8 protein-coding genes are annotated in these 9,288 nt (G+C 64.5%); all 8 read left to right on the top strand.

The features are described 5' to 3' along the window. The first annotated feature begins 59 nt into the window (after positions 1–59). The 8 genes from U1E69_RS03330 (at position 60) to U1E69_RS03365 (ending at position 9,238) form a co-directional block, all read left to right on the top strand. The gene (locus tag U1E69_RS03330) at positions 60–1,433 is read left to right on the top strand and encodes a trypsin-like peptidase domain-containing protein (protein ID WP_322242857.1); all 1,374 of its coding nucleotides are present in this window, start codon (positions 60–62) and stop codon (positions 1,431–1,433) included. A gap of 30 nt (positions 1,434–1,463) precedes the next feature. Beyond that, positions 1,464–2,771 carry a replication-associated recombination protein A gene (locus U1E69_RS03335; protein ID WP_322242859.1) on the top strand — a complete coding sequence of 436 codons (1,308 nt, stop codon included), beginning with the start codon at positions 1,464–1,466 and terminating at the stop codon, positions 2,769–2,771. A gap of 262 nt (positions 2,772–3,033) precedes the next feature. Then, positions 3,034–3,384, top strand: coding sequence for a fluoride efflux transporter CrcB (crcB, locus tag U1E69_RS03340; protein WP_322242862.1), 351 nt, complete (start codon positions 3,034–3,036; stop codon positions 3,382–3,384). Beyond that, entirely contained in the window at positions 3,381–4,427 is a 1,047-nt protein-coding gene (locus U1E69_RS03345; RefSeq protein WP_322242863.1) for an RluA family pseudouridine synthase, read from the top strand. The genes crcB and U1E69_RS03345 overlap by 4 nt, the downstream gene beginning before the upstream one ends. Next, complete coding sequence (locus tag U1E69_RS03350) at positions 4,424–5,131, top strand: ATP12 family chaperone protein (RefSeq protein ID WP_322242864.1); 708 nt, start codon at positions 4,424–4,426, stop codon at positions 5,129–5,131. Before U1E69_RS03345 ends, U1E69_RS03350 begins: the two co-directional genes overlap by 4 nt. A 233-nt stretch (positions 5,132–5,364) precedes the next feature. Beyond that, the gene (locus U1E69_RS03355; RefSeq protein ID WP_322242865.1) at positions 5,365–6,381 is read left to right on the top strand and encodes an amino acid ABC transporter substrate-binding protein; all 1,017 of its coding nucleotides are present in this window, start codon (positions 5,365–5,367) and stop codon (positions 6,379–6,381) included. A gap of 138 nt (positions 6,382–6,519) precedes the next feature. Next, entirely contained in the window at positions 6,520–7,797 is a 1,278-nt protein-coding gene (locus U1E69_RS03360) for an ABC transporter permease subunit (RefSeq protein WP_322242866.1), read from the top strand. A gap of 28 nt (positions 7,798–7,825) precedes the next feature. Continuing rightward, positions 7,826–9,238, top strand: a complete 1,413-nt coding sequence (locus U1E69_RS03365; RefSeq protein WP_322242868.1) for an amino acid ABC transporter permease — start codon at positions 7,826–7,828, stop codon at positions 9,236–9,238. Positions 9,239–9,288 lie beyond the last annotated feature (50 nt).

Genomic DNA, 9,288 nt, shown 5'->3' on the forward strand with positions numbered 1-9,288 from the left:
TGCCTGTCCTGCGGTCAGCGCCCAGATTGAGCGGGACCCAAGCCCTGTGAGTCGTGATCATGCTGCGTCTTGTCCTGCCGCTTTTCCTGCTTCTGCCCGGACCCCTGCCTGCCGAGACCACGGTCCCGCAGTCCAGTGCCGAGGTGGCACTTTCCTTCGCTCCGGTGGTGCGCCAGACCGCACCCGCGGTCGTGAACATCTATGCCCGCCAACTGGTGCAGGACCGGTCGAATCCCTTTGCCGGTGACCCGTTTTTCGACCAGTTCTTCCAGGACCTGAACGGACCGCCACGGGTCCGCAATTCGCTTGGGTCGGGTGTGATTGCCGGGGCGGACGGGATCGTGGTGTCAAATTACCATGTCATCGCTGACGCAACCGACATCCGCGTGGTGCTGGCGGATCGCCGCGAATACGAAGCCAGGGTTCTGTTGGCGGACCCGCAAAGTGACCTTGTCGTCCTGAAGGTGCAGGCGGACGAACCCCTGCCAGCCCTGCAGCTTGGAGACAGCGACGCCCTGCAGGTCGGCGACCTGGTGCTTGCCATCGGCAACCCGTTCGGAGTGGGGCAGACCGTCAGTTCCGGCATCGTCTCGGGCCTCGCGCGGTCGGCGCTGCAGGTGGGGGATGGCACGGGGTATTTTGTGCAGACCGACGCGCCGATCAATCCGGGCAACTCGGGCGGGGCGCTGGTCGACATGCAGGGGCGGCTGGTGGGGATCAATACGGCGATCCTGACCAAGGACGGCGGGTCCAACGGGATCGGCTTTGCGGTGCCGTCGAATCTGGTGGCGGCCCTGATCGCCGAAGCGCAGGCCGGGGAAACGCAGTTCCGCCGGCCCTGGGCCGGGATCACGGGGCAGGAGGTGGACGCGGCCCTGGCGGACGCCATCGGGATGGACCGTCCGCTTGGGGTGATGATCACTGCGTTGCATCCGCAGAGTGCCTTCGCGGCGGCGGGGCTGGCGGAAGGTGACGTCGTGCTGTCGCTGGGCGGCAACGGGGTCAACACGCCGCAAGAGTTTCTGTACCGGCTGTCGGTACTTGGAAATGGCGCGCAGCCGGTGACCTATGTTCAGGACGGAGCCGTCGTCGAGGCCGAGGTCATCCTGGGGCCTGCCCCGGACACGCCGGACCGCCAGCTGACGCGCGTGGCCCAGGATATCATCCTGCGCGGGGCCGTCCTGGCGCGCATCAACCCGGCCATCATCGCCGAGTTTCACCTGCCCGTGCAGGCCGAGGGTGTCATCCTGCTTGAGACGTCGGATCTGGCCTTTGACATCGGACTGCAGGCCGGTGACATCCTGATCGCGATCAACGGGCAGGGGATCACCACTCCGGCAGAGGCGGTGTCGGCCGCGCAGGTGCCGTCGCGGCGCTGGCAGATTGATCTGCTGCGAGGGGGCGAGCCGGTGCGGCTGCGCTTCCGGCTTTAGTCCGGCGGTTCGCTTGGGTAAGGTGGCGGTATGGCCGATCTTTTCGACATGCCCTCACAGCCTGCCAGCGGTCCCCGTCCGCTGGCCGACCGGTTGCGACCAAAGTCCCTGGCCGAGGTGATCGGGCAGGAAAAGGTCCTGTCCCGCGACGGCCCTTTGGGCGCGATGCTGGCGGCGGGGTCATTGTCCTCGCTGATCCTGTGGGGCCCACCGGGGGTGGGCAAAACGACGATTGCCCGGTTGCTCGCGGATGAGACGGACCTGCACTTCGTCCAGATTTCCGCGATCTTCACCGGGGTGCCGGACCTGCGGAAGGTGTTCGAGGCGGCGAAGCTGCGGCGGCAGAACGGGAAGGGGACACTCCTGTTCGTCGACGAGATCCACCGCTTCAACAAGGCGCAGCAGGACGGTTTTCTGCCGCACATGGAGGATGGGACAATCCTTCTGGTCGGGGCGACGACGGAAAACCCCAGTTTCGAGCTGAACGCGGCGCTGCTGAGCAGAAGCCAAGTCATTGTTCTAGAACGACTTTCACTGACTGATCTGGAGCGTCTGGCGCAAAGAGCCGAGCAGGATCTGGGTAGGGCCTTGCCGTTGAAGGGCGAAGCGCGCGAGGCGATGCTGGAGATGGCGGATGGGGATGGGCGGGCTTTGCTGAACCTCATCGAGCAGGTGGCGGCGTGGAAGGTCGAGGAGAATCTTACCCGCGACCAGCTTTCCCAAAGGTTGATGCGGCGGGCAGCGAAGTACGACAAGTCGGGGGAGGAGCATTACAACCTCATCAGCGCGCTGCACAAATCGGTCCGCGGCAGCGACCCCGACGCGGCGCTGTACTGGTTCGCCCGGATGCTGGAGGGCGGTGAGGACCCGCGTTTCCTGGCCCGCCGGATCACCCGGATGGCGGTCGAAGATATCGGCCTGGCGGACCCACAGGCCGAGGCGGTTTGTCTGCAAGGATGGCAGACTTACGAGCGGCTGGGGTCCCCGGAAGGGGAGCTGGCGCTGGCGCAAGCCGTTGTTTATCTTGCACTCGCCCCGAAGTCGAACGCGGTCTACACGGCCTACAAGGCGGCGCGGGCGGCGGCGCGCGAGACGGGGAGCCTGATGCCTCCGAAGCATATCCTGAATGCGCCCACCAAGATGATGAAGGATATCGGCTATGGGTCGGGCTACGCCTATGACCATGATGCCGAGGACGGGTTTTCGGGGCAGAACTACTTCCCCGAGGGCATGAAGCGCCCCGTCTGGTACCTGCCCCCCGAACGCGGATTCGAGCGCGAGCTGAAGAAGCGGGTGGAGTACTTCGCCAAGCTGCGGGCGAAACGGCAGGACGGCTGATCTTCGTTGATCAAAGATGGACTGCGGTCTGGCGAGGGCCGACGCAACACCCCCGACACTTGTGGTGAAACCCTTGGAATCGCTGGGTTAATCGTTGCAGTTTTTGGACATTCTGACCGTATGGAGGGCGTCTGGTTCCGGTATGGAAAGCGTCCATACGCGCGTATGGCCGAAAAGCCGTTAACCAAGCTTGGCGAATCGCGGGGAAGGGCGGCAAGGTCCCTGCATTGACAATTCGCCCATCCCGCCGCAAAGCAGGCCAATGTCCCTGACCCTTCCTCTGATCGCGCTTGGCGGCGCTGCGGGCTCTGTCCTGCGTTACCTGATGGTTTCGGCCATCGGCGCGCCTTTGGGGACGGCTGCGGTGAACGTGCTGGGCTGCTTTGTGATTGGGGTGGCGTTCATCCTGATCGGCAGCCGTGAAAGCTGGCATTTCCTGCTGATGACCGGCCTTCTGGGTGGGTTCACCACCTTTTCGGCCTTCTCGCTGGACACGCTGAAGCTGGCCGAGGCCGGCCAGCCCCTGCAGGCGGCCGCCTATGTCCTGGGGTCCGTCGCCCTGTCCCTGATCGCTGTCGCGCTTGGCGTGGCCATTGCCCGGAGCCTGACATGAGTGTCCAGAACCTGACCGTGACCGAAGATGAAGGCGAACAGCGCCTGGACAAGTGGCTGCGCCGCCGGTTCTCGCAACTGAACCAGGTTGCCGTCGAAAAGCTGTGCCGCACGGGGCAGGTCCGGGTCGACAGCGGGCGGGTCAAGGCGTCGGACCACGTGAAGCCGGGGCAGATGGTGCGGGTTCCACCCTTGCCGGATCAGGTGGCGCGGACCGAGGCGCGCATCGAGGGCGTGTCGGCGGCCGATGCCAAGATGATCCAGGCGGCGGTCCTGTACAAGGACGAGCACATGATCGTCCTGAACAAGCCGGCGGGTCTGCCCTCGCAAGGCGGCAGCGGGCAGGGCGACCGGCATGTCGACGGTTTGGCCGAGGCGCTGAAGTTCGGCTACAAGGAAAAGCCAAAGCTGGTGCACCGGCTGGACAAGGACACCTCGGGTCTTCTGATGCTGGCGCGGACCGACCGGGTCGCGCGCGCGCTGTCAGAGACGCTGCGTCACCGGGCGGCGCGCAAGATCTACTGGGCTGTCGTGGCAGGGGTGCCGCATCCCCGGCAGGGGTCGATCAAGTTCGCGCTGGAGAAGGCTCCGGGCGGGCGGGGCAGGGGGGGGGACAGCGAGAAGATGCTGTGCGTCCATCCCGCGAAACTGGCCGACCATCCCGATGCCAAGCGCGCGCAGACCGACTATTTCACCCTGTGGTTCCTGGGCGCGCGCCTGTCGTGGATGGCGCTGGAGCCGGTCACGGGGCGGACCCACCAGCTGCGGGCACATATGGCCGAGATCGGGCATCCGATTTTGGGCGACGGCAAGTATGGCGGCGGCGAGGCGGACAACCTGGGCGATGGCTGGGGCGCGGGGGCGGGCGGCGATCTGTCCCGGAAGCTGCACCTGCACGCACGCAGCCTGACCATCGAACACCCGATCACCAAGAAGCAGATCACCTTCACCGCGCCCTTGCCCGAGCATATGGCCCGGACCTGGAAGCTGCTGGACTGGAAGGAAGACGACGTTCCGGCAGACCCGTTCGAGGTGATCAGGTGAGCGTCTGGGCGGCCCGTCGCTTCTGGACCACTGCCAGCGTCATCCCGGTGGAGGGTGGCTTCTCGGTGCAGCTTGACGCCCGCCCGGTCCGTACGCCCTTGAAGATGCCGCTGGTTCTGCCGACGTTGGCGCTGGCCCAGGCGGTTGCGGCGGAATGGCAGGCGCAGGAAACTTCGGTCAACCCCGAGACGATGCCGTATACCCGCTCGGCCAATTCGGCCATCGACAAGGTGCAGCCCCAGTTTGCCGCCGTGGCGGACATGCTGGCGGAATACGGCGGTAGCGATCTGTTGTGCTACCGGGCCGAGGGGCCTGCCGCATTGGCCGCACGTCAGGCGCAAGGCTGGGACCCGCTTCTGGACTGGGCGCGGGACGACCTTGGCGCGCCCTTGCGCCAGGCGACGGGCGTGATGCATGTCGCCCAGCCCGAGGCCAGCCTTGCGGCGCTGCGGCACCACGTCCATGCCATGAGCCCGTTCCAGCTTGCCGCGTTTCATGACCTGGTGGCGATCTCGGGCTCTTTGGTGCTGGCGCTGGCCGTGGCACGGGGCCGGATCACCGCCGACGAGGCCTGGGCCCTGTCGCGGGTCGACGAGGACTGGCAGATCGCGCTTTGGGGCGAGGACGAGGAGGCCGCCGAAGTCGCCGCCCGAAAGCGCGAGGCTTTGCTGCAGGCGGACCGATTCTACGTATTGTGTGGGTGACATTTCTGCCCGAAAACTGTGCAACCCTGACTTCGAAGGCGGAACGCCTGCCGTAAGCCGTCGGAAACAAGCATTTTTCCCGATTACGACAGTGCCTGCTTGACCTACAAAAGCGCTTTAGCCGAAACTATATCGCAGTAGGGGGCAGGACCCCCTGCATCCACGACAGCGCGACCCGGTCGCGCACAAAAAGAACTGGCCCTGGAAGGCCACTTACTCAGGAAGAGGTAAGAATGAAAAAATCCGTATTCTTCGGCGCGCTCGCGGCCACCACGCTGGTGGCGGGTCTGGCAAGTGCGGCGACCCTCGACGACATCAAGGCGCGGGGCGAGCTGCTTTGCGGGTCGAACACCGGCCTGACCGGCTTCGGCGCGCCGGACGCCAGCGGCAACTGGGCCGGCTTCGACGTCGACCTGTGCCGTGCCGTGGCTGCGGCCGTTCTGGGTGACGCGAACAAGGTGAAGTTCGTCCCCACCACCGGCGAGACGCGCTTTACCGCGCTGCAGTCCGGTGAAGTCGACCTGCTGGTCCGCAACTCGACCTGGACCTCGTCGCGTGACAGCGAACTGGCCTTGGACTTCGTGGCCGTGAACTACTACGACGGCCAGGGCTTCATGGTGAAGAAGGACCTGGGCGTTTCCTCGGCCAAGGAACTGGATGGCGCCACCGTCTGCATCCAGACCGGCACGACCACGGAACTGAACCTGGCTGACTTCTTCAAACAGAACAACATCAGCTATCAGCCGGTCACCGTGGCCGACGATTCGGAAGCGCAGCGCCAGTATCTGGCCGGTGCTTGCGACGCCTACACCACCGACGCCTCGGGCCTGGCCGCCAGCCGCGCGACCATGCCGGATGCCGAAAACCACGTCATCCTTCCCGAGATCATCTCGAAAGAGCCGCTGGGCCCGGTCGTCCGTCATGGCGACAGCCAGTGGGGCGATATCGTCCGCTGGACCTACTTCGCGCTGCTGATCGCTGAAGAGAAGGGCGTCACCTCGGCCAACGTCGAGGAAGTTCTGGCCTCGACCACCGACGAGGAAGTCAAGCGTCTCCTGGGCGCTTCGGGTGAGATGGGGGCCAAGTTCGGCCTCGACAACGACGCCTTCAAGCGTTCGATTGCTGCCGTCGGCAACTACGGCGAGATCTTCTCGCGCAACATTGGCGAAGGCACGACCATCAACCTGGCCCGCGGCCTGAACGCGCTGTGGACCCAGGGCGGGCTGCAGTACGCTCCGCCCTTCCGTTGATCTAGGTCACTCCGGGGGCGCCACACGGCGCCCCCGACTTCTTGCTTCAACGACATAGATCCGACAGGCCAGGGGCGCGCTTGATGACCCCGCAGCATCTGGAAAACCAGGGCCGCCGATCGGAAACAGGGGGTAGCCATGACAATGGCAACGGATGCGCCGAAAGATGGCTTTCGGCTGTCGATGCTTATCTACGATACGCGGTACCGGTCCTACACGATCCAGATCGTGGTGCTGATCCTGTTCGCCCTGGCTGTGGCCTGGCTTTTGAACAACACCGTGCAGAACCTGGCGGCGCGCGGGAAGGAGTTCAACTTCGGCTTCCTGTGGCAGCGTGCGGGCTATGACATCGGCCAGCAGCTGATCCCCTACAACAACGACGACAACCATTTCCGCGCCCTGCTGATCGGCCTTCTGAACACGCTTGTCGTGGCCGTCCTGGGCTGCATCTTCGCCACCATCCTTGGCGTGATCATCGGCGTCCTGCGGCTGTCGCGGAACTGGCTGGTGAGCCGGCTGATGACCGTCTACGTCGAGATGTTCCGCAACGTGCCGCTTCTGCTGTGGATCCTGTTGTCCTACGTCATCCTGTCGGAAGTGACACCGCAGCCGCGCGACTTTCGCGTCACGGACGAGATGGTGGCCGCCGGGGAAGAGCCCGCAGCCTCGATGATGCTGTTCGACACGGTTGCGGTGACGAACCGTGGGACCAACATTCCCTCTGCCCTGTTTGAACGCGGGCTTGGCACGCTGGACCTTGGGTTCATGTCGCTGAACCTGGATTTCTGGGCGATCCTGGCGGTCATCGTGGGCTCGGTCTTGATCAACCGACGCATCCTGCAGTCGGCCCGTGCGACGCAAGAGGCCACGGGCGTCCGGCCGGTGACCTGGTGGAAATCCATCCTTGTCCTGTTTGTGCCCGTGATCGCGCTGATCGTCGCGATGGGCTTTCACCTGGAGATTCCGACGCTGCAGGGCTTCAACTTCCAGGGCGGTATTCTGGTCGCCCACAGTTTCACGGCGCTTCTGATCGCGCTGACGCTGTACACCGCCGCCTTCATCGCCGAGATCGTCCGTGCGGGCATCCAGGCCATCAGTCGAGGGCAAAGCGAGGCGGCTTTCGCGCTGGGCCTGCGGCCGAACCGGACGATGAACCTGGTCATCCTGCCGCAGGCGCTGCGGGTCATCATCCCGCCCCTGATCAGCCAGTATCTGAACCTGACCAAGAACACCTCGCTTGGCATCGCGGTCAGCTATCTGGACCTGCGCGGCACGCTGGGGGGCATCACGCTGAACCAGACCGGGCGCGAGCTGGAGTGCATGCTCTTGATGATGCTGATCTATCTGTCCATCAGTCTGATGATCTCGGCGGTGATGAACATGTACAACAATTCCGTCCAGTTGAAGGCGCGCTGACATGGCCCAAGGCTTCAACCGCACTGAAATGCTTCCTCCGCTGCCGCCGCCGATCACCGAACGCGGGGCGGTCAAATGGATGCGCGAGAACCTGTTCTCGACACCGTTGAACATCGTGCTCACCATCCTTGGCGCGCTGTTCGTCTACTGGATCGTCGCGTCGTCGCTGCCCTGGTGGTTGAACTCCGTCTGGAACGCCGAGAGCCTGTCGCAATGTCGCGAGATCGTGCAGGCCAAGGCCGGCGAAGGCGCGACCGGGGCGTGCTGGGCCTCGATCCGGGTGTGGTGGGGGGCCTTCCTGTTCGGCTTCTACCCGCCTGCCGAATGGTGGCGTCCAATCCTGGCGTTCGGGCTGCTGTTTGCGGCACTTGCGCCCGTGCTGTATGCCGGGCAAAGGGGCAACCTGACCCTTGTTCTGGGCGTCGTGGCGGCCTTCCTGCTGGTCACACTCTATCTTTCGCAGGCGCCCACGTCGGCCTTTGTGATGGTAGTGGTTCTGGTTGCGGGGCTGATCGCGCTGGCGCAGGTCCTTCCCGGCAAGCTCTTGTGGTTCACGCTGGTCTATCCGGCATTGTGCTTCTGGCTGCTCTGGGGCGGGTCGATCTGGTCGCCGATCGTGGCGATGGCAGGCTTTGCAGTCCTTTATGCGGTGTTCCGCCTGACATCCCCCCTGATCGGCCTTGCGCCAGCTGCCGGCGCCGGCATCGTCGCGGCGGCGCTATGGTGGCTTTACCTTGACGTGCCGCTGCTCAGCGCCCTCCACTCGATGCTTCCGCTGGAGATCCGGTCCATCAATTCGGACCAGTTCGGCGGCTTTCTGTTGGCCACCGTGATCGGAGTTACGTGGATTTCGTTCTCGCTGCCGATTGGCATCCTGCTGGCGCTGGGCCGTCAGTCGGACATGCTGATCGTCAAGACACTGTCCGTGGGCTTCATCGAATTCGTGCGCGGCGTGCCGCTGATCACGCTGCTTTTCACCGCATCGCTGCTTCTGCAGTACTTCCTGCCACCGGGGACGAACTTCGACATCATCCTGCGCGTGATCATCCTGGTCACCTTCTTCGCTGCTGCCTACCTGGCCGAGGTGATCCGGGGTGGCCTTGCCGCCCTGCCGCGCGGCCAGTACGAGGCGGCGGATGCGCTGGGCCTGGACTACTGGCGGGCGCAACGCCTGATCATCCTGCCGCAGGCGCTGAAGGTGTCGATCCCGGCCATCGTCTCGACCTTCATCGGGCTTTTCAAGGACACGACGCTGGTCAGCTTCGTCGGTCTGATGGACCCGCTGCGCGGCGTGACCACGATCCTGCGCGCCGACATCAACTGGAAGGGCATCTACTGGGAGCCCTACATCTTTGTCGGCGCGATCTTCTTTCTCATCTGCTTCGGCATGTCGCGGTACTCGATGTACCTGGAGCGCAAGCTGAAGACCGATCACCGTTAAGGGCACATCATGGCAGACGCAGCAAAGATGCAGATCTCGGACGAAGTCGC

The organism is Tabrizicola sp. (assembly GCF_034366665.1).
Taxonomy (GTDB): domain Bacteria; phylum Pseudomonadota; class Alphaproteobacteria; order Rhodobacterales; family Rhodobacteraceae; genus Tabrizicola.